Annotated in this window: 22 protein-coding genes; 11 read left to right on the top strand and 11 right to left on the bottom strand. The window is 45.0% G+C overall.

Going from position 1 to position 26,201, the window contains the following annotated elements; translation table 11 throughout:
* Nucleotides 1-20 precede the first annotated feature (20 nt).
* Nucleotides 21-266 carry a hypothetical protein gene (locus TW81_RS03165; protein WP_045954285.1) on the top strand — a complete coding sequence of 82 codons (246 nt, stop codon included), beginning with the start codon at nucleotides 21-23 and terminating at the stop codon, nucleotides 264-266.
* A 340-nt stretch (nucleotides 267-606) separates the two neighbouring features.
* Here TW81_RS03165 and malG read toward each other — a convergent pair whose 3' ends face one another.
* The 3 genes from malG to malE all read right to left on the bottom strand — a co-directional run bounded on the left by malG (nucleotide 607) and on the right by malE (nucleotide 4,342).
* A complete protein-coding gene (gene malG / locus TW81_RS03160; protein ID WP_045954284.1) occupies nucleotides 607-1,497 on the bottom strand; it encodes a maltose ABC transporter permease MalG in 891 nt (296 codons plus the stop codon).
* Nucleotides 1,498-1,509: 12 nt separating this feature from the next.
* Nucleotides 1,510-3,084, bottom strand: coding sequence for a maltose ABC transporter permease MalF (gene malF / locus TW81_RS03155; RefSeq protein WP_045954283.1), 1,575 nt, complete (start codon nucleotides 3,082-3,084; stop codon nucleotides 1,510-1,512).
* Nucleotides 3,085-3,160: 76 nt separating this feature from the next.
* Nucleotides 3,161-4,342: a maltose/maltodextrin ABC transporter substrate-binding protein MalE gene (gene malE / locus TW81_RS03150; RefSeq protein WP_045954282.1), complete on the bottom strand. Its 1,182-nt coding sequence runs from the start codon at nucleotides 4,340-4,342 to the stop codon at nucleotides 3,161-3,163.
* A gap of 659 nt (nucleotides 4,343-5,001) precedes the next feature.
* On the opposite strand from malE, the gene malK reads away from it, so the two are divergent.
* Nucleotides 5,002-6,120 carry a maltose/maltodextrin ABC transporter ATP-binding protein MalK gene (gene malK / locus TW81_RS03145; RefSeq protein ID WP_045954281.1) on the top strand — a complete coding sequence of 373 codons (1,119 nt, stop codon included), beginning with the start codon at nucleotides 5,002-5,004 and terminating at the stop codon, nucleotides 6,118-6,120.
* A 108-nt stretch (nucleotides 6,121-6,228) separates the two neighbouring features.
* On the opposite strand, the gene TW81_RS03140 is transcribed toward malK, so the two are convergent.
* Nucleotides 6,229-7,047, bottom strand: a complete 819-nt coding sequence (locus TW81_RS03140) for a phosphate ABC transporter substrate-binding protein (RefSeq protein WP_045954280.1) — start codon at nucleotides 7,045-7,047, stop codon at nucleotides 6,229-6,231.
* Nucleotides 7,048-7,209: 162 nt separating this feature from the next.
* Here TW81_RS03140 and TW81_RS03135 point away from each other — a divergent pair, with 162 nt between their 5' ends.
* Nucleotides 7,210-7,563 carry a DUF3024 domain-containing protein gene (locus tag TW81_RS03135; protein WP_045954279.1) on the top strand — a complete coding sequence of 118 codons (354 nt, stop codon included), beginning with the start codon at nucleotides 7,210-7,212 and terminating at the stop codon, nucleotides 7,561-7,563.
* Between the two features lie 58 nt (nucleotides 7,564-7,621).
* On the opposite strand, the gene rnb is transcribed toward TW81_RS03135, so the two are convergent.
* Entirely contained in the window at nucleotides 7,622-9,625 is a 2,004-nt protein-coding gene (gene rnb / locus TW81_RS03130) for an exoribonuclease II (protein ID WP_045954278.1), read from the bottom strand.
* A 473-nt stretch (nucleotides 9,626-10,098) separates the two neighbouring features.
* Between rnb and TW81_RS03125 the strand changes: the two genes are divergently transcribed.
* The gene (locus tag TW81_RS03125; RefSeq protein WP_045954277.1) at nucleotides 10,099-12,006 is read left to right on the top strand and encodes a DEAD/DEAH box helicase; all 1,908 of its coding nucleotides are present in this window, start codon (nucleotides 10,099-10,101) and stop codon (nucleotides 12,004-12,006) included.
* A 123-nt stretch (nucleotides 12,007-12,129) separates the two neighbouring features.
* Here the strand turns inward: TW81_RS03125 and TW81_RS03120 are convergent, their stop codons facing one another.
* A complete protein-coding gene (locus TW81_RS03120) occupies nucleotides 12,130-13,473 on the bottom strand; it encodes a DEAD/DEAH box helicase (RefSeq protein ID WP_045954431.1) in 1,344 nt (447 codons plus the stop codon).
* Between the two features lie 345 nt (nucleotides 13,474-13,818).
* On the opposite strand from TW81_RS03120, the gene TW81_RS03115 reads away from it, so the two are divergent.
* Entirely contained in the window at nucleotides 13,819-14,067 is a 249-nt protein-coding gene (locus TW81_RS03115; RefSeq protein ID WP_004744579.1) for an Lpp/OprI family alanine-zipper lipoprotein, read from the top strand.
* Nucleotides 14,068-14,117: 50 nt separating this feature from the next.
* Here the strand turns inward: TW81_RS03115 and TW81_RS03110 are convergent, their stop codons facing one another.
* The 4 genes from TW81_RS03110 to TW81_RS03095 are packed head-to-tail and all read right to left on the bottom strand — an operon-like array spanning nucleotide 14,118 to nucleotide 18,174.
* Nucleotides 14,118-15,017, bottom strand: a complete 900-nt coding sequence (locus TW81_RS03110; protein ID WP_045954276.1) for a L,D-transpeptidase family protein — start codon at nucleotides 15,015-15,017, stop codon at nucleotides 14,118-14,120.
* Nucleotides 15,018-16,433 carry a deoxyribodipyrimidine photo-lyase gene (gene phrB / locus TW81_RS03105; RefSeq protein ID WP_045954275.1) on the bottom strand — a complete coding sequence of 472 codons (1,416 nt, stop codon included), beginning with the start codon at nucleotides 16,431-16,433 and terminating at the stop codon, nucleotides 15,018-15,020.
* Between the two features lie 9 nt (nucleotides 16,434-16,442).
* Nucleotides 16,443-17,231 (bottom strand): MerR family transcriptional regulator, encoded by a 789-nt coding sequence (locus tag TW81_RS03100; protein ID WP_045954274.1) that lies wholly within the window; start codon nucleotides 17,229-17,231, stop codon nucleotides 16,443-16,445.
* Complete coding sequence (locus tag TW81_RS03095; RefSeq protein WP_045954273.1) at nucleotides 17,221-18,174, bottom strand: YbgA family protein; 954 nt, start codon at nucleotides 18,172-18,174, stop codon at nucleotides 17,221-17,223. Before TW81_RS03095 ends, TW81_RS03100 begins: the two co-directional genes overlap by 11 nt.
* Before the next feature lie 350 nt (nucleotides 18,175-18,524).
* On the opposite strand from TW81_RS03095, the gene deoD reads away from it, so the two are divergent.
* The 6 genes from deoD to TW81_RS03065 all read left to right on the top strand — a co-directional run bounded on the left by deoD (nucleotide 18,525) and on the right by TW81_RS03065 (nucleotide 25,694).
* Nucleotides 18,525-19,235, top strand: coding sequence for a purine-nucleoside phosphorylase (gene deoD / locus TW81_RS03090; protein ID WP_045954272.1), 711 nt, complete (start codon nucleotides 18,525-18,527; stop codon nucleotides 19,233-19,235).
* A gap of 60 nt (nucleotides 19,236-19,295) precedes the next feature.
* Entirely contained in the window at nucleotides 19,296-20,765 is a 1,470-nt protein-coding gene (locus TW81_RS03085) for a lactate dehydrogenase (protein WP_045954271.1), read from the top strand.
* A gap of 127 nt (nucleotides 20,766-20,892) precedes the next feature.
* Entirely contained in the window at nucleotides 20,893-22,380 is a 1,488-nt protein-coding gene (locus TW81_RS03080) for a hypothetical protein (protein ID WP_045954270.1), read from the top strand.
* Nucleotides 22,361-23,941, top strand: coding sequence for a GGDEF domain-containing protein (locus TW81_RS03075; RefSeq protein ID WP_045954269.1), 1,581 nt, complete (start codon nucleotides 22,361-22,363; stop codon nucleotides 23,939-23,941). Before TW81_RS03080 ends, TW81_RS03075 begins: the two co-directional genes overlap by 20 nt.
* Nucleotides 23,942-24,174: 233 nt before the next feature.
* Entirely contained in the window at nucleotides 24,175-24,564 is a 390-nt protein-coding gene (locus TW81_RS03070) for a DUF3302 domain-containing protein (RefSeq protein WP_045954268.1), read from the top strand.
* On the top strand, nucleotides 24,564-25,694 hold the full coding sequence (locus tag TW81_RS03065; protein ID WP_045954267.1) for an HlyD family secretion protein: 1,131 nt from the start codon (nucleotides 24,564-24,566) through the stop codon (nucleotides 25,692-25,694). Before TW81_RS03070 ends, TW81_RS03065 begins: the two co-directional genes overlap by 1 nt.
* Nucleotides 25,695-25,803: 109 nt before the next feature.
* On the opposite strand, the gene TW81_RS03060 is transcribed toward TW81_RS03065, so the two are convergent.
* Nucleotides 25,804-26,160, bottom strand: coding sequence for a hypothetical protein (locus TW81_RS03060; protein ID WP_045954266.1), 357 nt, complete (start codon nucleotides 26,158-26,160; stop codon nucleotides 25,804-25,806).
* Between the last annotated feature and the right edge of the window lie 41 nt (nucleotides 26,161-26,201).

Below are 26,201 nucleotides of genomic sequence, written 5' to 3'. Positions count from 1 at the left end.
GCGCAAATAAGGAACAAACCTTGTATCTAAGTGATATCACTTTGACTGAATCCACCCTACTCAACTTGAAGTCTGTCGAATATCAATGGGTGCGTACTATGTATGTTGAAGGTTACGCTGATGACGAGATAAACCGCTATATTCGTACCTGTTTTGGCGGTGACGCCATATTTGCCGACCTCTTCCGCCGAGTTGCTCTCTCACAAGAAAGTCACTATGTGCTGCTACGATATCTGGGGTGCGCGCCATCCAGTCGCGAGTTTTAACTCTTACTCTTCGCTTAGTTTCTCGCAAGTTCATGCAACAAGACCACACGTTACAAAGCAGAAACCAAACTTTGTCGCAACGTTCCCACACTGAGCTATTTTCCCGATCCACGTTCTGTATACTTTCTCTTAATTGAGATTAGCGCAGATATAAAAAAACCCGGGACTATGCCGGGTTTTGGTTACAAAAACTGTTAGTAGTGAAATAGTAAGGAACCTAGCTAACAGCCAGCTATGCGTAACGCCAGTTCTGCACTCTACTTAACTGATCGGCGGCCAAACCAAAATTGTTAAGCAGAGAAACAAGTGGGCGACCTTATGGGCGCCCTTATCGCTCTTATTATCCTTTCACACCACCAGCGGTCAATCCTCCGACCAACCAGCGCTGCGCTAGTAAGAATACGATGGTAATTGGTAGCGCAGATAATACTGCGGCAGCTGCGAAATCGCCCCATAAATAGTTCTGCGGGTACAAGTATTGCTGCATACCAACTGCTAACGTATAAGAGTTTACATCAGAAAGCAGTAGAGATGCTACAGGAACCTCACCTACAACCATAATAAACGATAGGATAAATACTACCGCCAGGATTGGTACTGATAGTGGTAGCAGAACTAATCTAAAGGCTTGCCAAGGTGTCGCACCGTCCAGAGCCGCCGCTTCTTCTAGAGAGTTATCGATCGTTTCGAAATAGCCTTTAATTGTCCATACGTGCAGTGCAATACCACCTAGATATGAGAAAATCAAACCGCCGTGCGTATTCAACCCAAGGAAAGGAATGTATTGGCCAAGCTTGTCAAATAGGGCATAAATAGCCACCAATGCCAGTACCGCTGGGAACATTTGGAAAATCATCATCGCCTTTAAGATGGTGTTCTTACCTTTGAACTTCATACGAGCAAATGCATAAGCTGAAGTCGTTGATAGACATACAATCAAAATCGATGAAATGCCCGCAACTTTTACCGAGTTCCATAGCCAAGTCAATACAGGAAACGGTGGCGGTGTTACTGTACCATCAGCGTTAGTAACTGAAATCCCCAATGCGAGTTTCCAGTGATCCAATGATGGGTTTTCTGGGATGATGCTACCTGTAGCGAAGTTACCTTCACGGAAGGAAATCGCGATGATCATCAAAAGTGGAAATATTATCAGTGCTAGGAACGCCCACATAGCGATGTGAGTAGCCCAAACACGGTATTTTAATGACTTACCTTGTACCATTGCCATTGTTAAAACTCCTTAGTCCTGAGCTACTTTTGTCACACGTAAGTTAAGCAATGCTAGAGCACCAACCAATAGGAAGATTAGCGTCGCCACTGCACTTGCTAGACCGAAGTCTTGTCCGCCTGCACCTTCAAATGCGATACGGTATGTATAGTTCACCAGTAAGTCGGTGTAACCCGCAGGCTCTGATGTACCAATCATGTTAGGTCCACCTTGTGTTAACAACTGAATAAGAACAAAGTTATTAAAGTTGAACGCAAAAGCGGCGATCAGTAGTGGCGTTAGAGGCTTAATCATCAACGGCATGGTGATTTTGCGGAAGTTATCAACAAAGTTCGCACCATCAATGGCAGAGGCTTCATACAGGTCATCGGGTATTGCTTTAAGTAAGCCCATACAGAGAATCATCATATAAGGGAAACCAAGCCAAACGTTCACGATGATAATCATCAATTTCGCTAACAATGGGTCTGAGAACCAAGTCGGCTTGATACCAAACAGACCTTCAAGCACCATGTTCACTTCACCAAAACTTTGGTTGAACAAACCCTTAAATATAAGAATCGAGATAAACGCTGGTACAGCGTATGGAAGAATCAACAATACACGATAAATTGCGCGGCCTTTTAAGGCTTCCCATTGTACAACGCTCGCCAGTACCAAACCGATCAGGACTGTTAGCCCAACGCTGGCTGCTGAGAAGATGACTGTCCAAATAAAGATGCTGATAAACGGCTGTTTGATCCCTTCATCTTTCCACACACGTTCAAAGTTGTGCGAACCAATACCAACGACGAAACCCGGTGATACTGTTGAACCAACGAATTGGCCGTTTTCATCGACTGGCTGGTAAAAGCCCACATCCATATTTGGACGTAAGTATTCTTGAGTTCGGTTGTTGAATAATGTTTCACCATCATCTTGTAAGGTGTACAGCGGCACTACCGCTGCAAACTTACGTAAACCACTCATACGAATATCTTCGCCCGACGGAAGATGCAGATCGAGCGCACTAAGTACTGCTTTATTTTGGATAATAGTTTTGATTTTCTCTTTATCACCGGTTACCGCATCCACCGGAGAAAGATCCATATCGCCAGCCGACAACATTGCTAAATCAAACGCATCTGTCGCTAGAAGTTGATCACCTTTAGTAATTGCAAGGCGATGACCATTTTCTGTTTTATACAGGTCAAATGAGTAGCTATCACCACTTTGGAAAGTGCGATCCATCAACACTGATTGTGCACGATCATAAGAAAGCTGGTTTTTCGCACTGTAATTTGTGAAGGCAAGACCAACGGTATACGCAAGTGGGAATAGGATGAACAAAATCATACCTGCAATACCTGGGTAAATGTAGCGATGTGCGTAGGTCTTTTTACTGCCAAAAATATATAACGCAAGTGCGGTTAATATGATGGTAAGTAAGGCAAACGCCAACTCACCACGAGAATACATTAGAATGGTGGCGTACCCATTGATGATACCCACAGAGCCCAGTAAGCCCCATTTGATGAATACACTTTTACTTGATGGCAAGCTCGTTGTTGTAGATGTCATAGCATCTGTACCTTGAACTGACTGCATAAAAGAACCTGCTAGCGATAATAAAACTTGAAAATGAAGGAGGGGTTACCCCCTCCTTAAAAAGGGCAAAACTGAATTATTTAGTCATTTGTTTTTCTGCATCTGCAAGTGCTGCATCTACAGTTTGACGACCATCAACAATGTTGATGATTGCGTTTTTCGCGCTACCCCAGAATGCGTTCATCTGAGGGATGTTTGGCATGATTTCACCGTTCATCGCGTTATCCATTGTTGCTGCAATGCGCTTGTCTGCATCAAGCTCACGTTGGAATGAGTTAAGCGCTACCGCACCTAGTGGCTTGTCGTCATTTACTTTACGTAGGCCGTCGTTAGTCAGTAGGTAGTTCTCGATAAACTCAACAGCTAGATCTTTGTTTGGTGAAGCTGTGCTGATACCTGCTGTCAATACACCAACGAATGGTTTAGAAGATTGACCTTGGAATTTAGGCAGTGTCGTTACACCGTAGTTGATGCCAGACTTCTCGATGTTACCCCACGCCCAAGGACCGTTGATTGTCATCGCTGTCTCACCTTGGTTAAACGCAGATTCAGATACTGAGTAATCCATGTCTGAAGAGATAACGCCTTTATCAACCAACCCTTTAACGAAGTTCATTGCATCTTTAACACCAGCGTTTGCGATACCCGCATCTTTCACATCGTAGCCAGCGGCGCCGTATTTGAACGCGTAACCGCCATCAGCAGCCATAAGTGGCCATGTGAAGTACGGTTCTTTTAGGTTCCACATGATTGCAGACTTGCCATCTTTTTTAAGTTGCGCGTCTAGTGCCGCAACGTCTTCCCAGCTTTTCGGTGGGTTTGGAACAAGATCTTTGTTGTAGATAAGAGATAGAGACTCTACTGCAACTGGGTAACCAATAATTTTACCGTCATACTTCACTGCGTCCCATGCAAAATCAACGATACCTTCTTTTAGTTTTTGTGAAGGGTTGATTTCAGCCAGTAGACCAGCTTCTGCGTAACCACCGAAACGGTCATGAGCCCAGAACACAATATCAGGACCGTCACCAGTCGCTGCAGTTTGAGGGAATTTATCTTGAAGCGCGTCAGGGTGAGCAACCGTCACTTTAATACCTGTGTCTTCTTCAAATTGTTTACCTACTTCAGCAAGTCCGTTATAGCCTTTATCGCCGTTGATCCAGATAGTAAGTTGACCTTCTTCGATAGCAGCATTTGCACCAAAAGAGCCAAGAGCAACAAGAGTTCCAAGTGCTACTGTGCTTAGGGCGTTTTTCATGTTCATATCCTTTTTATATTTGTGTTGTAGGGCGTCACCAGAGGTTTCGCCGTATTTCAGCACTTATTTTCAGCCAAACGAACTTGAGGCTCATCCTCCTACTCCCTACGCCCTTGCTATTATGGACTATTTTCGTGATCCCTATCGTTACAGGTTGGTGACCAAGATCTCAAAAACATCTCTTTGTGTGATCAATTTCAATGTAACCAAATAGAAATATTTGAACTCGATCTCGCTTCGATTTCTGCGCCCTTTCATAGCTCCTCCCCTTCTACTACCCCTACAAAAAGTGAGTTTGGGAGGATGTAGCGTTAGGGGTATTTCATCAAACTACAGTCATCCAAGAGTGGATGGTAAGAACCCTTTCCAGTAACACATATTCATGGTGACTGGTTACAATGCCGCTAAGGTTTGCAATGAGTGCACAAGTACGTAGGTATTCAGGAAACTGATTCATTCGGGGGAGAAGCTTGTGTTACACGGGGGAAAGCAAACCTAAATTTGGCATGGTGGGTGATGTGAGAAGCTCCATCACCCATATTTTCTTACTTTCTGTTACATAGAATCCATTCCTTACCAAATTCCTACTATTATTGCCTGCTCCATAATTCATATAATGAAAGGCAGTAAAATATAAAAATTGATCGAGGACGAGCTAGATGGCGAGTGTCACGTTAAAAAATGTATGTAAAGCTTACGGTGACGTACTAATTTCTAAGAATGTTGATTTAGATATCCAAGAAGGCGAATTTGTCGTTTTCGTTGGTCCTTCAGGTTGTGGTAAATCAACACTGCTACGTTGTATTGCAGGTCTGGAAGATATCACTTCAGGTGATCTCTACATTGGCGAAGAGCGCATGAACGATGTCGAGCCGTCTAAACGCGGTGTCGGCATGGTGTTCCAATCTTATGCCCTCTACCCTCACTTGAACCTATACGACAATATGTCTTTCGGCCTCAAGCTTGCCAAAGCCGACAAAGGTGAAATTGACAAACGTGTTGAACATGCCGCTGAAATTCTTCAGTTAAGCCACCTTTTAGAGCGTCAACCTAAAGCACTATCAGGTGGCCAGCGTCAACGTGTGGCTATCGGTCGTACTTTGGTATCTCAACCGAATGTCTTCCTACTGGACGAGCCACTATCTAACCTTGATGCCGCTCTGCGTGTTCAAATGCGCTCTGAAATTACCAAGCTACAGCGCAAACTTGGCTGTACCATGATTTACGTTACTCACGATCAGGTTGAAGCGATGACCATGGCGGATAAGATCGTGGTTCTGGATGCAGGGTTTGTATCGCAAGTTGGTAAGCCACTTGAGCTTTACCACTACCCACAAAACCGTTTCGTAGCTGGTTTCATTGGTTCACCTAAGATGAACTTTATGAGCGTCTTCATTGAAGCGGTTGAGAAAGACCGAGTTATGGTGCAACTGGCCAATGGAACCGCTTTCTGGATCCCAGTTGATGGTACTACCGTAACACGTGGCGAACGTATGTCTTTGGGCGTACGTCCTGAGCATCTACTTCCAGCAAATCATGGTGACGCAACCATCGAAGGTGAAGTCAATATCGTTGAGAAGCTCGGGAATGAAACTCAAGCTTATCTGCACATTGACGCGGCAGACGCGGATATGATTTACCGTCAACCAGACACGCTTGACGTTGAACCAGGTGATAAACTCTCAGTTGGTATTCCAGCTCACCGTTGTCACCTATTCCATAGCGATGGCAAAGCATGTCGCCGTCTGCACAAAGAAGCGGGTATCGATTTCAAGTAATCACATCTCAATGACAAAAAGCTCCTTTCACAGGAGCTTTTTTATGATTGTCGCTTGCAACAATGAACAAAGGAGCGCCTCAGCACTCCCTTTTGATGTCATTCAGTGTTACTTTTTGATAGGTGTGTAGCCGTACTCTTCAATCAACGCTTTTGCTCGTGCACTATTGAGGTACTCTATAAATGACTTCGAGTCTTGATCAACTTTCTCTGTATGGTAGAGCACCAAAAATGGACGAGATAACTCATATTGACCGTTAGCAATCGTCTTGTTACTTGCCTCAACACCTTCAAACTGAATCGCTTTAATTGAGCTGTCGACAGAGCCGGTAGAAACAAAACCAATCGCTTGTTTATTGTGATTAACAATGGTCTTAACCATGCTGTTGCTATTGACGACTAGGTTGTCTGGGTTAATGTCAGACACAAGGCGATCGTTGATGATTTTAGTCAGCCCCATCAAGCTTTCAAAACTGTAGCGAGAGCCTGACGACGCTTCACGCGTTACCACTGCAATTTTCTGATCGTTGCCCCCTAACTGTTTCCAGTTGGTGATCTTGCCTTTGTAGATATCAAAAAGCTGATCGCGAGTCACACTTGCAACAGGGTTGGATTTGTTCACCACCACCGCTAAGCCATCAAACGCAATCGGCTTAACCGTCAATGATTCGTCTTGTTCATGATCCGTAAGGTATCGAGAGCTCATTCCAATATCAGCAACACCTTTTTTGACTAAGGTAATGCCCGCACTCGATCCAACGCCCTGCACTGCTACGTAGCTGTCTGGGTGACTGCGGTTATAATCTTCAGCTAGTACGTCCATAACACGGGCAACGGACGTCGAACCCGAAATATTCACCTCTTTTGCCAAGGCTGGAGCAGCAAGCAGTGATGTAGATAAAAGTGCAGCCAACGCAACACGAACCATAATAAACTCCCACAATAATAACGACGGGCATGAAACCCTGAACACGGCTATGTTATTGCGGTTAGATGACATTTTTGTGAAAGCCTATACAGACAATCAAATATCTTGTACATACTATGTTTATATCAGTGAGATACTCATAGCGTTAAGGTGAATGTACCAATGGGGCTAGTCAGTCTATTGCAACGTCAGGTTGAAAGCAGAGCGCAGCTTATTTGCAAGCAGCGTAATCAGAGTATGCCTGCAGAACTCGGTAAAGCCAGCTTCGAAACGTTGAACAATGGTGTGGTCTTTATTAAACAACACTTTTTACTCGATTCCAGCCACTGTGACTATATGAATCCAATCGCGAAAGTGGCTTGGAACAACGAGCTCAATCAGTGGCAACTTTTTATGCCGCATGATTCTGATAGCGAACAGTGGATACCCTACCCTTACCTTGCGCAAAGTACTGACCTTACGGCAATTATGCGCGAGATTGATAAAGACCCCAAAGAGATGTTTTGGCATGACTAAGTGCCGATAGTTCTCAACAAAAAAGGCGCCAATCGGCGCCTTTTCAGTAGAGAAAGTATTATTTTTCAGAAGTCTCTACTTGTTCAGCAGTTTTGACGTCATCAAAAACTTGCGTTGGTTTAGCGACTAAACTGCGGTGTTCTTGATTGACATCCGTAAGCACAACCTCAAGCACGTCACCGAGTCTATACACGACCTCTTTGTCTATAGAGACGGTTCCACTTTCGCCATTGCACTCTAAGCGCTCTTTGTTTGCTAGGATGAGTGTGCCAGGAATAAATGCGGCGGCTCCATTCTCTATTAGACGAATACGCATACCTGCACGGTTAATATCAAAGATCTCTCCACTGAATTTGGTCTCTTTGGCTGGCTCATCCGCCAAAGTGCGCGCGTATAGCCAATCACCCACGTTGCGCTCTGCAATCTTATGGTGTTTACGATGCACTGCGAGTTCTTCACCCACACTGTCGTCTGCAGTTTGTACTGGCTCTTTACCTAAAATATGCGCCTTAAGCATACGATGGTTAATCATATCGCCGTACTTACGAATAGGTGAAGTCCATGTTGCATAGAGATCCAAACCCATTGCGTAATGCGGTAGAGGTTGATTACCAATTTCGCTGTAAGCCTGTGATTTACGAATTCTATTATCTAGGTAAGAAGTGTCTTGATGCGACAACCAACGACGCAATGCCGAAAAGCCTTCCAACGTCGCTACAGACTCTACTGTATGCGGTAGTTCACCATCTGGGTTAACCAGCGCAATCACATCGGCGATTTTCTCAGGCTTGAAGCCTGCGTGGGTATTAAATACGCCAGCGTTGAAACTCGCTTGCAAGGTCTTGCCTGCACAGATATTCGCCGTGATCATCGCTTCTTCGACTAAGCGGTTAGCGCTACGACGCATATCTGCATGAATCGCCACAACGTCGTTATCTTCGCTTAATTCAAAACGGTAATCTGGACGGTCTGGGAACACCACCGCGTAGGTTTCACGCCACTCAGCACGTGCACGTGAGAAATCATAGAGATCACGGACAATCTCAGCGATTTGATCGCTTGGTTGCCACGCTTCTGACACGCCGTTTTCCAGCCAATCAGACACATGATCGTAAGCTAAGCGAGCATGGGACTTAATGTGCGCGGCAAAGAATTTAATATCATCACCAATCACACCCTCTTTATCGACCGTGACGCTACAACAAAGTGCAGGACGAACTTGACCCTCAATCAATGAGCACAAGTCATCAGCTAAGTCACGCGGTAGCATAGGAATGTTACGACCAGGCAGATAAATGGTAAAGCCACGTTCACGCGCCACTTTATCCATCTCGCTATCCGGTGTGATGTATGCGGTAGGATCAGCAATCGCAATGGTTAGCTCATAGTCACCAGAGTCGGTTTTCTTCGCGTACAACGCATCATCCATATCCTTAGTTGACTCACCATCAATCGTCACAAAAGGAACATGCGTCATATCAACACGCTCTAGATCCGCATCATCTTTGATTTGCCAGTTATCGATACCTGCAGGTTCGCTGTTAGGTAAATCATTTTGTGCTAACGTCACCCACCAAGGAGCAATTTTATCGTCAGCATCAGTGATCTTTTCGCTAATCTCAACGAAAAAACCGTTATCACCTTTTAATGGATGCTGCGTAAGGTGAGCAACCACCCAATCGCCTTCTTTAAGATCATCACTTTTGATACCTTTGTGCGTTTTCGCTTTCAAAGATAACTTTTTAAGTTGTGGGTGATCCGGAGTAACGTTTAATTTGCCTTTAAACAATTTCACGCGACCGATGAAACGGTTAATACCTTGTTCCAATAGCTCTTCTGGTTCAGCTTGCTCACGCTCTTTCTCAGTGCGAATGATCGCTTTTACTTTATCTCCATGCATGCATTTCTTCATGTACGGAGGCGGAATAAAGTAGCTCGTCTTGCTATCCACTTCTAAGAAACCAAAGCCTTTTTCCGTTGCTTTGATGGTGCCTTCTTTTTTAGGCAGATTTTCTTGGATTTGCTGCTTTAGTTGAGCCAGTAGAGGGTTATCTTGAAACATCTATCTTGTTTTACCGAGTAAGTCACTAACCAAAAATTTGCGCACACTATATCACTGAGCCCAAGCCCCTGCTAGCTTAGAAGAATGACAATCGAGTCTTTGCTGGCTAATTCAATCAGTTAGTAAATGTTCTAATTTGGTCACACTTCATACGACCCGGTGACGAAACGGCGAATAACTACACAAAAATTATCATTTCTAGAAAAAATTGTGATGAAATTCAATTTTTTCTGGCTTTTTTTATGCTTTTAAGGAATAATCCGCTCCCTCAAATCGATGCGACTACTGTTAAGGCCAAGTTGCCACGTTGTACAACGCGTGTAGTGAGCGGCATCGAGAGAATTTACGTCCCTAGTGGCTTGATGCGATTTACGACTTTTCCGCATCTGAACGGAATCAGCTCTCAACTGGATTGGTATTGGAATTGGTAGAGCTCATGGGACCTTTTGTTGACATAATATAGTAGGATCCCAATGACAGATTCTGTAATTCAGTTTAGCGATCTAGCGCTTAACGACTCTATCCTTTCAGCTCTTGACGGTATGGGTTTTGTTTCACCAACACCAATTCAGGCAGCGGCAATCCCGCACCTTTTGGCTGGTAAAGACGCACTAGGTAAAGCTCAAACTGGTACTGGTAAAACAGCAGCTTTCTCTCTACCTCTTCTTAATAAGCTAGACCTAGCACAGCGTAAACCTCAAGCGATTGTTCTTGCTCCAACTCGTGAGCTTGCGATTCAGGTTGCCGCTGAAATTAAGAACCTAGGCAAAAACATCTCTGGCCTTAAAGTACTCGAAATCTACGGTGGCGCGTCTATCGTTGATCAAATGCGCGCACTGAAAAACGGTGCTCAAATCGTTGTCGGTACGCCTGGTCGTGTTCAAGACCTTATCAATCGTGACCGTCTACACCTAGATGAAGTTCATACATTCGTGCTTGATGAAGCAGACGAAATGTTAAACATGGGCTTTGTAGACGACGTCACTGAAATCATGGAGCACGCTCCAGAATCAGCGCAACGTGTCCTATTCTCTGCGACTATGCCTCCAATGCTTAAGAGCATTGTTGAGCGCTTCCTACGTGATCCAGAAACTGTCGACGTAGCGGGTAAAAACCACACAGTAGACAAAGTTGAGCAACAATTCTGGGTTGTAAAAGGCGTAGAGAAAGACGAAGCCATGTCTCGTCTGCTAGAAACTGAAGAGACTGATGCCTCTATCGTATTCGTACGTACTCGCCAAGACACTGAGCGTCTAGCTGATTGGTTGTCTGCGCGTGGTTTTAAAGCAGCTGCTCTACACGGTGATATTCCTCAGTCTCTACGTGAGCGTACGGTTGATCACATCAAACAAGGTGTTATCGACATCCTAGTCGCAACTGACGTAGTCGCTCGTGGTCTTGATGTGCCGCGTATCACTCACGTATTCAACTACGACATCCCATTCGATGTTGAGTCATACATCCACCGTATCGGTCGTACTGGTCGTGCTGGTCGTAAAGGTAAAGCGATTCTTCTAGTTCGTACTAACCAGTTACGTATGCTACGTACGATCGAGCGAGTGACTAAATCATCAATGGAAGAAATCCAACTTCCACACCGTGATAAAGTTGCAGAGTCTCGTCTAGCGAAGCTAGGTGCTGAACTAGAAACAGAAAAAGAACATAAAGCGCTAGAGAAATTCTCCGAACTGGTTGAGAAACTACAAGAGTCTCTAGAGCTAGACGCAGCGACACTAGCGGCTATTTTGCTTAAGCGTCAACAAGGTAAACGCCCACTGTTCTACGTTGGCGAAGACCCAATGATTGAAGCCATCGAGCGTGATAAGCAACGTCGCAAAGAACGTCGTGATGGTGGCCGCGATGGTCGTCGTGAAGGTGGACGCAGCTTCAACAATCAAGACTGGGATACCTACCAGCTTCAAGTTGGTCGCGAGCAAGGTGTTCAGGTTAAAGACATCGTTGGTGCACTTGCAAATGAACTAGGCCTAACTAAAGGTTCTATCGGCGCAATCAAACTAGCACAAGGCGAAACTTACGTTCAGCTTCCAAAAGCGATGTCTTCTGAAACGGCTGGCAAGCTACGTAAGCTGCGTATCCGTCAAAAACAAGTAGACGCGGTTGTATGTGACTTTAATGACTTCCGTGAACCTCGTCGTGATGGCGGTCGTGGTCGTGATGGTGGCCGTCGTGACGGTGGTTACCGTGGTAATCGTGACGGCAACCGTGAAGGTGGTTATCGTGGTAACCGCGAAGGCAATCGTGAAGGTGGCCGTGGTGGTCGCGATGGTGAACGTCGTTTCGATCGCAACCGTGGCGGTGACCATCGTGGCAACTACCGTGGCGAACGTGGCCATGGTCGTGGTAACCGCAGCGAAGGTTAATCCGAGCAAAATCCTTATAAAAAGAAGCCTAATGGCTTCTTTTTTTTGCTTGTCGTCCGCAGACTAACACTCACAAAAAAAGCCATTTGGTGGTACCAAATGGCTTTCTTTTTATTTGTACGATTATTCGCTATCAGGTTTTGGCGGCGTTTTCTTCTTCGGGATAAATACGCTATCTCCGACGGCAACATTTTGGTGAAAGCTCTTATCACGTTTCACAGGCTTCTTAGGTGTCTTCTTAGCCTGCGGCTTGGCCTTCTTCGCACTATTACCTTTATTCCGGAAGTCAGGCTTGTTCGGTTTTAAACCTTTAAACTTACCTTTCAAGCCTTCCAATTCAGAAAAGCTTAGATCTTGCTGCAAGTAGGTTTCAACGCGCTTAAAGCTGTCCCAGTCTTTTGGACCAACCAATGAGACAGCATCACCTTTGTTTCCTGCACGTCCAGTACGACCAACGCGGTGTACATACTCTTCAGTATGTTTTGGCATATCAAAGTTAACCACATGGGTCACGTTGGCAATATCCAATCCACGTGATGCAACATCTGTGGTAACGAGAATCTTGAATACAGCACGTTCGAACTGACTCATAATGGTGTTACGTTGAGTCTGATTCAAGCCACCACTAAGGGCAACGGCTTTCAGTTTTTTCTCGTTCAGCTTTTCGGTTAGACGCTCAGTATCAACACGCGTTGCCGTAAAGATGATCAATTGCTTGTAATTGGCTTCTTCAAGGATACGCTCAAGAATCGCTTCTTTATGATCCAGATGGTCACAAAGATAGAATTTTTGAGTAATGTCTTTGTGCTCTTCCGTCGCGGCACCGATGGCAATTCGCTTTGGTGCATCGAGCATCTCAAATGCAATGTCGTTAACTTCTGCATGATCTAGAGTTGCTGAAAACATCAGGGTTTGACGGCGACGGTGTTTCGCTGCATTGTGAATGCGGCGTAATTCTGGTGCAAAACCGAGATCAAGCATGCGATCAGCTTCATCCAATACCAAGGTCTCTAGCCCATCAAGGAACAGAGAGCGATGCTCAAGGTGATCCGCTAAACGACCAGGAGTTGCAACGATAAACTTAGGGTAACGACGCAATGCTTTTACTTGGTCGTTAAAGTTTTCGCCACCAACAATCAAGGTCGCATCGTAGGTGAGTCCACCGAGCATAGAGCGCAGCTCACCATACACTTGCTTAGCGAGCTCGCGAGTCGGTGCAAGAATAACCGCGCGTGGATCGTTGGCAGAAAACGCTTTGTTTTTTAACGATTTGTGTAGCATAGGTAAAACAAAAGCTAGCGTCTTGCCCGAACCTGTCTTAGAAGAAGCCAACAGATCTTTACCCGCAATCGCGACTGGAATCGCACGTTGCTGAATCTCTGTCGCCTTCTTAAAGTCAAAATGCTTCAAGTTCTTCAATAAGCGATTGTCTAAACCTAAATCTTTAAAGTGCAAAGTATTCTCCAAAATGGTCACGCAGCGTTGCTCGCACCGCATAGTAGGTGCCAACCAACACGAATTCTAATAAAAACAGGCTATGATAACTGTATTCCCCCTAATAGGATAGAGATCACAGAAAATAATCTTTTGGTGCTAATTCAGCCGACTGTGGTAGCTATGTGTCGCTTGCAACTATTAAGCATATCAATGAGACATAGCTCACCTAATTTGATAATTACTTAAATTCTTGGGTTTTTTTGACTTTTGGTTGCTTTAGGAAGCGTAAAATTGCGGCTACACTGATCGTGGTCACTATACAATAAAAAGGTATAGGACATTTTATTGATACTTATATATGCAAGGAGTTCTCACATGAACAAAATGTTGATCGCAGCTGCAGCATCTTCTGTTCTTCTACTAGCGGGTTGTGCGTCTGGTCCAGACGAAGCGACAACGGCAAAAATGGATGAGCTAAGCAATCAAGTAAGCCAACTAAGCCAAGACGTTCAAGCGCTTCAATCTGAAGTACGTAAATCTGGTGATTCTGCTATGGCAGCACAAGAAGAAGCAGCTCGTGCGAACGAACGTATCGACAACATTGCTCAGTCTTACACTAAGTAATCACGTCTTTCAAAAGAAAGGGTCTGCATGCAGACCCTTTCTTTTTTGTTTTAAAATGTCGGTGCGACAATCTCTACCGGCACACCATTTTGTGCCAAAATTGCCGCTTTGGCTTTCACATCAGATTGCTCAAACGCCTCTAACCACCAGCTTAGCTCTTGTGGTATTTCTAATGGCTGCTTAATTCCATCACTACGCGTTAAAGGTTCATGCGCTTCTAAAAACACACTCCGGTCTGGTTCAAGTGCGACCTTAATCGGCTCATTAATCACAGTCACCTTCTCGCCAAGTTGAACCTGAGGGAACAACCACTCAATGTCTTTTGGCTCCATGCGAATACAACCCGAGCTGACCCTTAGCCCAATACCAAAATCTTTGTTGGTACCGTGTATCAGATAGTCACCAACACCATGGGCTAATCGCAACGCATATTCACCTAATGGGTTTTCCGGCCCAGCAGGTACCACAGCAGGTAGCTCAATTCCTTTCGCCAAATACTCTTGACGAATTGATGCCGGTGGTGTCCAAGTCGGATTAGGTCGTTTCTGGCTAATGGTAGTTTCCATTTCCGGTGTATCGCGACCCACGCGGCCAATTCCAACTGGGAAGATGTGGACTTTGTTAATCTCGGGCTCGAAGTAATAGAGTCTCAGCTCTGCCAGATTGATCACTATCCCTTCGCGCGCGACATTGGGCAGTATAATTTGCGTCGGGATGGTCAACACAAAGTCGGCCTTAGGTAAAAACGGATCAACCCCTTTATTGGCTGCCATTAACGAAAGAAAGCCAACATCATACTGTTTGGCGATGATGGCAAGGGTCTCACCCTCTTGCACTTTGTGGTACTGCGTACGCCCTACAATGCTACTGTCTTGGCTGGGTAATTCATACGTTGCAGCAAACAAGGGAGAACTGACACAACACAAAAATGCGAGAAACTTACGCACCATTTATCTTTCCTTCGCTTCTTTATAGAGGCTTAAGGTTATCTCTCTTTCGGTCTTGTGATCAACTATTGGGCTAGGATATGACAAAGCTTTAGCATTGATCCATTTCCAAGGTTGGTGGATGAACTTGTCCGGTACATCTTGAAGCTCGGGTATCCAAGTGCGAACAAACTCTCCTTGAGGGTCAAACTTCTCTCCTTGAGTAACAGGATTAAAAATGCGGAAGTACGGCTGTCCATCACACCCTGTTGAGGCACACCACTGCCAACCACCATTATTGGCAGGGTAATCGCCATCCACCAATTGAGACATAAAATATTGCTCACCTAAACGCCAATCAAGGTGTAAATCTTTGATTAGAAAACTGGCAACGATCATCCTAAGGCGATTGTGCATCCAACCGGTTTGATTGAGCTGTCGCATCGCTGCATCCACGATTGGGTAGCCAGTTGTGCCATTTTTCCACGCAGAAAAGGCGCTATCACTCTTTTTCCAAACAAGGTTGTCACCCCAAGGGGTAAAGCTTTTCCCTTTGGATAACTTAGGCTCAAAATAAGTGAGGTGCTGGTAGAATTCTCGCCACACTAGCTCACTTTGCCATATCTCGCGCCCTCCACTAAGGGGGAGTTGCTGTTCAAACATTAGCCTTGCCATACATTGTCTGATAGACAAGGCACCGATGGCTAAGTAGGGAGATAACTCACTGGTCCCCTCTATCGCAGGAAAGTCACGCTGAAGGTGGTAGTTGCTGACCGACAAACGTTCAAAATCTCGCAATCGTTTGATAATAGCGTCCATGTTCACTGGGTAGCGTTTACTCGTTTGTCTTGGATAGTCAAACGGACACTGAGATGAAAATTCGTCAATCTGCGACGATTGAACTGTACCTTGAGTTCGCACAGGAGTTACTTTCGTCACCACCACAGCTTGTCGGTACATTTTTTCTAAGTAGGCTCGTTTAAAGGGGGTAAAAACTTTGAAATAATCACCTTGCTTGTTAACGACACTCCCAGGCTTGAGAAGACACTTGTCATCACAGCCAATGCCATCAATACCCGCTTGTTCAAGCATACCAATCAGCTTTGCATCTCTTAGCTGCTCGTCAACCTCATATTCTTTGTTAAACCACACACCACTCACTCCCTGCTGCTTCGCGATGGAGGTGACCAGTTGCACAGAATCCAAAAATGAGTCGACTTGCGCGTAATACAAGTTGATGTTTTTAGCTGCTAGATCTTTTTGCAGCTCAAATAGCCGACGGTAGATTAAATCGGCCTGAATGGGCGCTAAAGCATGATTTTGCCAAGTTTTTGGCGTGGCGATGTACAGTGCAACCACAGGTTCCCCACTGGCGCAGGCTTGCACTAAGGCCGTGTTATCTTCAACACGTAAATCTCGACGTAACCAAACGAGTTTCATTGCGATGCCTTAGTTGTTGATTAAGTCAGAAAGTAATACTTGACCAGCAAAGGAAGCGCGTATTTTTGCTAGTACCACAGACTGACCTGCCGTTATCGGGCGTGAGCTATAAATGGCCAGAGTGGCGTAAGCGTCGAGACCTTGATGTTCTATCAACCCCGATAAATCTTCTATGCCATCGATAATAACAAGATGCTTACCCGATTCAGACTGTTTCAACGCCCATAGCCGCGCGTGCAGGTTATTGGCATTGTCGTAGTTGATAAACAAACATTTGCCTGCTTTGGCTGCTTTGTTCTCCGATTCAATAATGGCGTTCAGTCGCGCAACGAAAATGGCATCCATTAGGCCTTTTTGCAGCGCCCTGAGACCAAACTTGACTACCGATAGTGCCTTCTCAGTAGGTCGGACAAATTGCTTCTCAACCACCTCTAATGGATATTCTTTGAACACGATTGCCACAATAGCATCGGCTTTTGCTTTGTTTAGTTCTGCTAATGCCTGCAAAAACGCGCTAACTTCATCCAATTGGTCAGTGGCTAGGAACTCCTCCCCCTTGTTAGGGTCACTGGACTCTAAGATCCCTTTAACCTTACCAATGGGTACCCCTTTGCTTAACCAACCTTGGATCTCACCAATCAAAGCAATATCTGCATCGCTAAAAAGGCGGTGTCCTTTGTCAGTTCGTTGAGGCTGAACTAAGTTATAGCGCCTTTGCCAGGCTCTTAACGTTACAGGTTTTACGCCAGTAATCTCAGCAATCTCACGAATCGCGTAAAGTTTTTTTTCATAGCCCATATCTTAAACGTAACTCCTGTGGGTAAGGTTGTAAAAAAGCTTGCTCGGCAAGGTACGCATCGGGATGTGCGGTTAGATAGTGTTTGATAAGCGTTAGCGGCGCAAGAAGAGGAAGCAATCCGACCCGATAGTCATCGATCACTTGTCGCAGTTCTTGTTTCTGTTGCTTGTCGAGTTCACGTTTAAAATAACCTTGTAAATGCATTAAAACGTTAGTGTTATTTTTTCGACTCGCGCGATGCGCCATCGCTTTCATCAGCCCCTCACGATAGAGTCGATAAAAATCGTCGATGTCATAATCTTTGACGTTGGCCACTAGTTTACCAAGTTGCTTATAAGAAGAGGGGTGATGAGCCATTAAAGTAAGTTTATAACGCGAGTGAAAAGCAACAATTTTTCCACGTGTTGGCGCTTCTCCCATAGAACTATAAAAATCTTTTAAGGTATAGACGCGTGTAATAAAGTTCTCTTTGAGTAGTGGGTCGTTTAATCTTCCATCTTCTTCAACAGGTAACCAGGGCATTTGGGTCATCAACTCTTTGGTATAGAGGCCGACGCCGACATTGGTAGCGCCGTCTTTTCGGTACACTTTTACCCGCTCCATACCGCAAGTGGGGGATTTTGCACACACTATATAGCCACACAGTAGCTCTTGCTCCAACTGAGCTATTTTACTTTTTGAATAATCGACAACTGCCTGAGTGTGTTCTTTGGTCACGTCTTTCGTTTCGACCAACTCGATTCTATCTTCATTCGACATCAGCCTAATCGTCGGCCTTGGAACTGGCATCCCCGCTCCCACTTCGGGACACACAGATATGAACTCGAAATATGGCGAGAGTTCTTTGGTCACGAACTTGCTAATTTTATGTCCAGAATCAAAACGCACGCGCTCACCGAGTACACACGAACTGATTCCGATCTTAATCTGCTGCTGATTCATCTCGAGCTCCTTCGTCCAGCCAATATATACAACCAAACATTTTGTATAATTTTTAGCATAAAATATAATTTCTGTACAACAAAACAACTTGTACAACATAATCAGATGCTACGTTTTTTGGTTCTTTTTGGTTCACTCATTACGCAAACGTTTTTACAAATCGATTGCTCAACCATTTTCAACATTTTTAGTTATCAATAAGTAACAAATACGCCGAACACCTACCTTTTGTGACATACTTCTCATGGAGCACTGGCAGATATAGCTAGTATTGCTTCAACAGATTTTTCAGAATCAACAAAATTAGTAATCAATAGTCCGAATTACTATTCATTTTTGGAGTAATAACTATGGCAACCCCACACATTAACGCACAACCAGGTGATTTCGCTGAAACAGTCCTAATGCCAGGTGACCCACTACGTGCTAAATACATTGCAGAAACATTCCTAGATGACGTGAAGCAAGTATGTGACGTTCGCAACATGTTTGGTTACACAGGTACTTACAAAGGTAAAAAAGTGTCTGTCATGGGCCACGGCATGGGTATTCCTTCATGCTGCATCTATGTACACGAACTGATCGCCGAATACGGTGTAAAAAATGTTATTCGTGTTGGTAGCTGTGGTGCGGTACGTGATGACGTTAAACTGATGGACGTTGTCATTGGCATGGGTGCATCTACGGACTCTAAAGTAAACCGCATCCGTTTTAACAACCACGACTTCGCAGCGATTGCCGACTTCGGTCTTTTAGAAGAAGCCGTCAATCAAGCACGTGCACAGCAAGTACCAGTAAAAGTGGGTAACGTTTTCTCAGCAGATCTTTTCTACACTCCTGAAGCAGACTTGTTCGAGAAAATGGAAAAGCTAGGCATTCTTGGCGTTGATATGGAAGCGGCTGGCATCTACGGCGTTGCAGCTGACCTAGGCGCTAAAGCCCTGACCATTCTAACGGTTTCTGATCACATCATCCGCGGCGAAAAGCTAAGTTCAGAAGAGCGTCAAAAATCGTTTAACGACATGATGAAAGTCGCGCTAGAAACTGCAATCAACATCTAATTCTATTCCTTTGCCACCAAATCTTGGTTTGGTGGCCTGAATAATCCCGAGGGGGAGATAGTGACAGCCGGCCAACTGCCAAAGGAAGCGAACGGGTTACAGCTCAACTTTTGTAAAACATTGGCGTGTGACAACTTTGGATTGAGTGATGCACATCGTTACGTTGTGCAGCATGCTAACCCTAAGCGACCAGCGATGGTTTGCCGTGAATGTGGCGCTTTCCCCCCCTTACTTAACAACCAAGAAGTTCTCAATGAACTCCATCGCCTGCGTCAGCTGCACAGTGATGGTCTGCCAGCTTGTCGTAATGGCGAGTGCGAAAACTTTGGCCTCTCAGTCCACACTCACAAACACCTTTACCATGCATTTGGTTACAGCGGAGACAGACAGCGTTATCGCTGTAAAGCCTGTCAATCGACGTTTGTCGACAAGTGGTCAGGTGCCAACAAAAAACTCTCATTTCAAGAAAACTTACTTGGCTTGCTTTTTATGGGCTACTCGGTACGCGAGATATGCCGTAAATTAGAAATCAATCCAAAGACGTTTTATGACCACCTAGATCACATCGCCAGTCGTTGCCGTAGGAAACTCGCGATGTTTGATGCGCGCTGGGTCAATCACGCATCAAGTTACGAATTGGCGTCTTATTATGTGCCGCTTCAACCCAAAAGTAACAACGGTGTCTTGTGGATGGCGACAGGTGAAGCGCACAGTGGTTATATTCTTTGCCAACACGTCAACTATTCGTCTGCTGAGGAGCCATTAGGCAGCGTTGATCACAACCCTTATCAGTTTCCTGCGCGTTTTGTGTCTCGTGATCACTCTTCCGAAGCCAATATGCCGGCCCCAACACCATCTCCTCGATTAAGAGAGCGGATAGACCAGCAATATCAAACGATTCTCGCCCGTGGCAATGTCGAAGATCCTATGGGTAATCTTACTGTGTTTAACTACCCTTCCAAAGGAGCGTTGATTAGACCACCATATACATCGTACGCCCATTTCCTACACGTACTCGATATGTGTCACAACGAGAGGCAGGTGTCTATCTATCTGCCCCAAGACCCGGTTTTGCGTTCTGCGGCACTCAGCGTCTGCTTGCCTCGCATTTTGCGTCAAAATATCGACTTAATGTATGTCGAAGAAGATAAAGCGTGGAGAGAGGACTACACCGTAGACAAAGTTGATATTGTGCATATGGGTTGGTGGCGCGATCGCTGGGCTATCGCCACCAGTGGTGACTCTTCGAAAGGGATTTGTTATCTTGCTGGTGAAAATAGCCAGCCAAAACAATGGTTACGCAATGCATCAATCCGGCGGACAAAGTTCTACCAGCACCGTTTTCAAACACTGTTCGAAGGTTTTGTGAACGAGCCCCGACGAAAACTGAGACCCGGTGGGTTGCTGCCTATGTTGGATATTTTCCGAGCTTGGCACAATTTGTGCTATCAAGACAAAACCGGAAAGACAGCTGCTCAAAATTTAGAGATAACTCAATCACCTTTGACTCTACGAGAGCTGCTTTCATAATTGTCAGTATTGTGACACGTGCCGTTAATCACTCCCTTAAATAGTACTTTTAGTGGAGTTTGCCCCGTCGCTATTCATATAATGACTTATACTAATTAGTGTGCTCAGCAGTTAAAGGATTGATTCATTGGATAAAAGCCAGCGACTTCTAGAGATCGAGATAGATCAACTAAAAGGCAAGGTCGAATCGGAGCCTGACAAAGTGTGGGCCATCGCGGAACAGTGTGCAGCACGTTCCGCGCAGATACTTTATCCTGAAGGTGAAATCCAAAGCCTTGTCATTATGTCTCGCTGCGCTTGGTGTACTATGGAGTACCGCAAGGGCCTCAAGTACATCAAAGAAGCGCATAGTAAACTAAACACCCTCGATACTGATGATCTACTGCCTGAAATTTTGCATATCCATGCCCTGCACTACTGGGGACTCGCCAGATACTACTCCGCACAACAATACTGGATCAATGCGTTAGAACAATCTGCATTGGTTGACGAGATAGAAGTTCAGCTTGAGTCTTTAATCGGTCTAGGCAATGTGTGGCGTATTACTCACGAATACCAACTGGCAAAAAGTACCCACGAGTTGGCGGTTATCGTCGCCAATAACGCACGCATCGAATGGCTTGAAGGCAAAGCGAGAATTTTGCTCGCCTGGGATCTATATCTTCTCAACGACTATATTGAAATGCTGTCGGTACTCGATGGTGCAACTGAGGCATTAAAAGGGCATTACGATAAAACGTGGCAAGCGGAAGTTTGGGATTTTAGGGGGTTAGCGCTACTCGGCCTTGAGCGTGTTGAAGACGCAGAACAGGCGACCAAAAAAGCGCATGAGTTAGCCATGCAGCACGATCTAGTATGGATGAAAGCCCACTCATTCATCAGTAGAGCACGTGTTGAACTATTGCGTAAACGCCCAGACAAAGCGGCCGATTTATTGGTTCGAGCCGAACAGTCTGCGGTGAGATTTGATAATGGTGAACTGCTATCGCAAATCTGTTTCCAACAATCGCGCGTCGCGGAAGAGTCTGGAGACTACAAAACCGCACTCGAAGCCTTTCAAAAGTACCGCACTCACTCTATCAATATGTTGAGAGAGCAAACCGCGCGAGTGAGTAATGACAAAGCAAGATCGTCTAAACGCCAGCTCGAACAACGGGCACGTAAGCTTATTAACCGCATTCGCGGCCAGCACGAGTTTGATCCCGAAAAACAACTTAGCCAAATGGTGTCGGAAACGTATTGGTGGGAACAGCTTGTTTTGTTCAAAACAGAACTAAAACGATCCAACCGCGCCGTTATCATCATCCAACATCCTGATGCTAATTATCTCGATGTCTGTACACAAATCGCCCATTCACTGTGTAATAAACAAGACATGCTATCTCGATTGAGCAGTGAAATGTTAGGGATATTGTTGGCTGGCGAGAAAGATGAAGTGGTCAACGTTTTTCAAGTGTTAGCAAAAATGATTGAGATGTACCCGTGGCATAGGAAGGGTTTGAAAGATGCTCTGCCAATAGTGAGCTTCCAAGATATTCTCACTTTCCCATTTACTTTAGAACAGTTAGAAGACAGCCAGCGACAGGACCAAAAACATGGAAGCCTTACTCAATAAAATTTCTGACTCTGGCTTAGATCCTTCTTCTGTTTCAGGCGAAGAGGCGATTATATTTTGGAATCACGTACGTCAACACATCGCCACATCGGCGCGAGAGATCGCTCATTGCCTAATCATTAGCGCTGAGTTCCGCGTTAGATTAAATCAGAACCAAGTAAGCATTGAAGAACTAAGGGAAGCCCTTGATTATCTGGCTCTGCCTAACGATGCAGAACTCATATTGGAAGTGCGAAATAGCCTTGCAGATAGATTAGTCGATCTAGGCGACTATCATGGCGCGCTGAATGAATATATTAGCTCTTCCACCATCGCTGTAGATACTGGCTATATAGATGCCTATGTCCTTGCGGTACTTGGCATGGGTAACCTCTGTGATGCGTATGGCGATCACAACCGGGCACTCAGATACTACCAAAAGATCGACAGTATAGACCACGCTATAAGCAGTCGCTCTTTGCGCCTTCGCTACAAGCTTTACATGCTGTCGTGCTACATAGATTTAAAACGCACAACCGCTGCTACTGACTTGATTAAGGAATGTGAAGAACTGAGTATCTTAGTCAGTGACAAAGTCCTTTCTGGTCAAATCATCCTGTACCAAACTAAGATCTATCGCCAAAACAAGCAGATGGACTTAGCCTTGCAATGTCTAGGCAATGTTCAATACGCGGCAGGTAATATTCATTCTGCCTGGCTCTCGAACATGATTCGTTTAGAGTTAGCCGCCTGTTTAAGTGAACATAACAAAGCGCATATTGCCAACTGGGTTTTGGAATCGACACGTAACCGCATAAAGCAGTACGCCTCTCCGATCCTCAACCTAAAGTTATGTAACGCACTGGCGGAAATATGCCAGCAAAAAGAGGATTTCAAAAGCGCTTTAGAGTATCAAAAAAGTGCTTATCGTATTGAAAGCGATTTGATGAAAAAGATCCCGATTGGGGAGCTAGGCGCGAGTCAACTGCGCCGGTTGTCGCGCTTTGAATTGCAACTAAAATTGATTTTATCTGAACAAGAGAACAGAGAACTCAAAGAGACCACTGAAAGCCAAAAACACGCAGTGGCTCAGTTACAACAAGACGTATTTACCGATCCTCTAACGGCACTGCACAATAGACGTTGGTTGGATGTAAAACTCAAAGACTTGCTCCTGCATGATGTACCATTCGCACTCATGGTTGTCGACATCGACCACTTCAAATCAATTAATGATGAGCTGAGCCATTTAGTAGGCGACAAAGCGATTGTTAATGTGTCTCACGAACTATCGAGCTACTTCAAATTTCGCGGAGCGTCATGTGTTCGCTTTGGTGGTGAGGAGTTCTTGGTAATACTCGAACGCTCGACACTAGAACAAGCAGAAATGCATGCTGAAGCGTACAGAGAGCGCATTTTTGGGTTCGGTTGGCACAGTATTTTGGGCGAACGAGGACTGACGGTCAGTATCGGTATTACGCTGCATCGAGAAGGCGAAAACACACAAAGAACCTTCTACCGCGCCGACAAAGCCTTATATCGCGCCAAAGCCAATGGTCGCAATCAAGTTTGCACCGAATAGGTCCTCATCTCACGTATTAACACATCTGCTACTCTCATCTAGCAGATGTTCATTTATCAATGCTAACAATAGATGCTCAAACTATTTCGTAACTTAAATAATAAATCCAACGATAACTGGCATCTTTTTAATAAGATATAGCGTAAATATCTCTAATACATAGCGTTTATTTCTATACTTTATAGAATCATCCCAGTATTGTTAACCCGATTTACTTAAGAAGGAAGACTCATATGTTTCTAGACTATTTCGCGTTAGGTCTTTTGATCTTTGTCGCGTTAGTTATTTTCTACGGCATCATCGTGATACACGATATTCCCTACGAGATCGCTAAAGAGCGTGAACACCCTCACCAAGATGCTATCCATTACGCGGGTTGGGTCAGCTTGTTCACATTGCATGCTCTTTGGCCCTTTTTGTGGATCTGGGCCACGTTGTGGCGTAAAGAGCGTGGTTGGGGATTTAAGCGACTCGAAGAAGAGCAGCACGATATCCACCATAGAGTCAGTGCCCTTATGGATCAGGTCAGTCAATTACAGCATGAAGTTTCAAAGCTCAAGCAACAGAGTCATACCACCACAGATTCCACTGCTAACGTCGAAAATAGTGAGGAGAACAAATAATGGATTTACTACTCATTATGACTTATGCAGCACTGTGCATAACGATTTTCAAAGTCTTCAAAATTCCTTTGAATAAATGGACAGTACCGACAGCAGTTTTGGGTGGGGTTGTCCTTATCGGTACACTTATCCTGTTAATGAACTACAACCATCCATTTACTCAAATTGGTAACCAAGTCTATTCAACTACACCTATTGTTTCTGGTGTTCGCGGTCGTGTCATCGAAGTTCCAGTACAACCAAATAGGCCGCTGAAGCAAGGTGATATTCTGTTCACTATTGACCCTATTCCTTACCAAGCCGAAGTAGCGAAGAAACAAGCGCAAATCAAAGAGGCAAGCCAAGGTGCATTAGGGTTAGAATCTTCTCTACAAGAGGCCATTGCATCAAAGAACCGAGCGATTGCGGAACGTGACAAAGCAAAACGTGAATTTGATCGCTATCAGCGAGGTTATGACAAAGGTGCGTTTACTGAACAACAACTCGACACTCGACGTCAAGCCTATAAAGCAGCAGAATCTTCAGTCAATGTAGCAAGTGCTAGGGTTGATCAAGCACGGCTCGCATTGGATTCCGAAATTGGTGGAGAAAACACAACGGTCGCTCGTCTAATTGAAGAACTGCGTCAAGCTGAATTTGATTTGGAGCAAACCATTGTTCGCGCACCAACAGACGGTTTTGCCACTCAACTCGCACTACGACCTGGTGTAATGGCGGTACCTCTGCCACTGGCTCCGGTCATGACCTTTGTGCATACTGAGGACGTTTTTTACACGGCGGCATTTAGACAGAATTCACTGCAGCGCCTAGAACCTGGCTTTGAAGCAGAGTTCGTCTTTAGAGCGCTTCCAGGTAAGGTATTTAAAGGTGAAGTCGTTGAGGTGCTTCCTGCTATCGGTGAAAGCCAATTTCAGGCTCGAGGCGCTTTACTAGGTACAGAAGCCCTGCGAACAAGTGGGCGAGTGTTTGTTAAACTCAAAATTACCGACGATATGACGGAGTACAACCTCCCGTTAGGCACAGCGGTTGAAGTGGCGGTTTACTCAGATAAATTCAGCCATGTCTCTATTATGCGTAAAGTTCTAATTCGCATGAAGAGTTGGCAAAACTACCTCTACTTAGACCATTAATAACATCCGTTGCCCAAATCGTCCTTTCTGGTCGTTTTGGGCAACGAAATCATCATCGTAACTTCGAATCTTAAAAAACGCCTCATACAAACAGCCAACATGATGGTTTCTAAGCCAGATTGGTAAACAATTCATCATCGGTCATGTATTTGTGTTTTGTTCCTAAGTTCCTTAGATGCATAAACATAAAATCGGGAAAACCTGGGGCAAGCAAATCGTTGGGCAACCAAACTACACCGCCAACAAACACATAACGGCCTTGTTTAGATTCCGAGTGCAAACTGTTGTTCATCTCTGTCGATAATTCAGGTCGGACGCCTTCAATCACACAGACGATTTGGCCACGTGCGACGCCAATGACACGCTTGACCAAATTGGCTTTCACGCCACATTTCCACGCTTGTCGAGTCGCAAGCTCGAAACCATGCCTGCGCACACTCTTGTTAATGTTAACGACCAAATTCATTACGGTACTCGACTTTAACTGGTTGATACGGCTCTAGAGTA

It is taken from the genome of Vibrio galatheae, from assembly GCF_000967545.1.
In the GTDB taxonomy this organism is placed as follows: domain Bacteria; phylum Pseudomonadota; class Gammaproteobacteria; order Enterobacterales; family Vibrionaceae; genus Vibrio; species Vibrio galatheae.
This window is presented reverse-complemented; position numbering and strand designations above follow the sequence as displayed.

What these genes read in the sequence shown, in the direction of transcription:
- malG (WP_045954284.1), bottom strand. Translation starts at nt 1,497, where the DNA reads ATGGCAATGGTACAAGGTAAGTCATTAAAATACCGTGTTTGGGCTACT.
- malF (WP_045954283.1), bottom strand. Translation starts at nt 3,084, where the DNA reads ATGCAGTCAGTTCAAGGTACAGATGCTATGACATCTACAACAACGAGC.
- malE (WP_045954282.1), bottom strand. Translation starts at nt 4,342, where the DNA reads ATGAAAAACGCCCTAAGCACAGTAGCACTTGGAACTCTTGTTGCTCTT.
- malK (WP_045954281.1), top strand. Translation starts at nt 5,002, where the DNA reads ATGGCGAGTGTCACGTTAAAAAATGTATGTAAAGCTTACGGTGACGTA.
- TW81_RS03140 (WP_045954280.1), bottom strand. Translation starts at nt 7,047, where the DNA reads ATGGTTCGTGTTGCGTTGGCTGCACTTTTATCTACATCACTGCTTGCT.
- TW81_RS03135 (WP_045954279.1), top strand. Translation starts at nt 7,210, where the DNA reads ATGGGGCTAGTCAGTCTATTGCAACGTCAGGTTGAAAGCAGAGCGCAG.
- rnb (WP_045954278.1), bottom strand. Translation starts at nt 9,625, where the DNA reads ATGTTTCAAGATAACCCTCTACTGGCTCAACTAAAGCAGCAAATCCAA.
- TW81_RS03125 (WP_045954277.1), top strand. Translation starts at nt 10,099, where the DNA reads ATGACAGATTCTGTAATTCAGTTTAGCGATCTAGCGCTTAACGACTCT.
- TW81_RS03115 (WP_004744579.1), top strand. Translation starts at nt 13,819, where the DNA reads ATGAACAAAATGTTGATCGCAGCTGCAGCATCTTCTGTTCTTCTACTA.
- TW81_RS03110 (WP_045954276.1), bottom strand. Translation starts at nt 15,017, where the DNA reads ATGGTGCGTAAGTTTCTCGCATTTTTGTGTTGTGTCAGTTCTCCCTTG.
- phrB (WP_045954275.1), bottom strand. Translation starts at nt 16,433, where the DNA reads ATGAAACTCGTTTGGTTACGTCGAGATTTACGTGTTGAAGATAACACG.
- TW81_RS03100 (WP_045954274.1), bottom strand. Translation starts at nt 17,231, where the DNA reads ATGGGCTATGAAAAAAAACTTTACGCGATTCGTGAGATTGCTGAGATT.
- TW81_RS03095 (WP_045954273.1), bottom strand. Translation starts at nt 18,174, where the DNA reads ATGAATCAGCAGCAGATTAAGATCGGAATCAGTTCGTGTGTACTCGGT.
- deoD (WP_045954272.1), top strand. Translation starts at nt 18,525, where the DNA reads ATGGCAACCCCACACATTAACGCACAACCAGGTGATTTCGCTGAAACA.
- TW81_RS03075 (WP_045954269.1), top strand. Translation starts at nt 22,361, where the DNA reads ATGGAAGCCTTACTCAATAAAATTTCTGACTCTGGCTTAGATCCTTCT.
- TW81_RS03070 (WP_045954268.1), top strand. Translation starts at nt 24,175, where the DNA reads ATGTTTCTAGACTATTTCGCGTTAGGTCTTTTGATCTTTGTCGCGTTA.
- TW81_RS03065 (WP_045954267.1), top strand. Translation starts at nt 24,564, where the DNA reads ATGGATTTACTACTCATTATGACTTATGCAGCACTGTGCATAACGATT.
- TW81_RS03060 (WP_045954266.1), bottom strand. Translation starts at nt 26,160, where the DNA reads ATGAATTTGGTCGTTAACATTAACAAGAGTGTGCGCAGGCATGGTTTC.